Source organism: Arhodomonas sp. KWT, assembly GCF_010993615.1.
The window spans coordinates 1-792 of record NZ_WNXE01000772.1 but is presented as its reverse complement, the minus strand read 5'-3'; the positions used below and the strand labels follow the sequence as shown (position 1 = coordinate 792).

The 792-nt window shown below is 71.3% G+C and carries 2 protein-coding genes; both read right to left on the bottom strand.

The annotated features are described in order from the left end of the window. Window positions 1-475, bottom strand: a 475-nt coding sequence (locus tag G7A99_RS22305) for an OsmC family protein (RefSeq protein WP_163144194.1), incomplete at its 3' end; no start/stop codon positions are given. Next, window positions 472-792, bottom strand: a 321-nt coding sequence (locus tag G7A99_RS22300; RefSeq protein ID WP_305792358.1) for a PIN domain-containing protein, incomplete at its 5' end; no start/stop codon positions are given. The genes G7A99_RS22300 and G7A99_RS22305, both read right to left, overlap by 4 nt.

Genomic DNA, 792 nt, shown 5'->3' with positions numbered 1-792 from the left:
AGGCGTCCGGGCGGATCTCCGGGCGGCAGCGCACCGGGAAGTTCACCGAACGGGCGATGAAACAGCGCGCATGGGCCTCCCCGTGCAACGCCAGGGCCCGCTCACGGTCGGCACCCGGGGTCAGCGCGACCCGGGGTGCGAGGACCACCTCCGTGAACTGAAGGCCGTCGCCGACCCGCGCCATGGCGCCGCTCGCGCCGTCCTCATAGGCGGTCACGACGACCCCGGCGTCCGCGCACAGGTGCAGGTACCACAGCATGTGGCAGGCCGACAGCGCCGCCACCAGCATCTCCTCGGGATTGTAGTGGGCAGAGTCGCCGAGAAAGGCCGGATCGGCGGAACCGGTGAGGACCGGCTTGTCCGCGCCGGCGATGACGTACTCGCGCCCGTAGACGCGGTAATCGCTGGTGCCGGTACCGCGGTTGCCCTGCCAGGTGAGATCGACCCGGTAGTTGTGTGTCCTGCTTCCGCTCATTCGGCTCCGTCCTTCCTGATCGTTCGACTGTCGCCCCCGTCTCCCGACCCGCCCGCCAGGTGGACCATCAGCCCGTGCAGCCGCTCGGCGGGCATCAGCCGCAGACCACCCTTCTCCGCCCACTGCATCAGGCCCCGGTCCGCCGAGGTGACGGCAGCGCCGAGCTCCACGGCGAGCAGGATGACGTCCAGGTCCTCGGTGGAATCCAGCAGCCCGGTGCGCAGCGCCTCCCGGTAGTGGCCGCGCAGCCAGCGCACCGTGCGCTCGACGCTGCCGGACTCGACCTCGCGCACCGCCTTCTCCGCGACCCGCAGGCC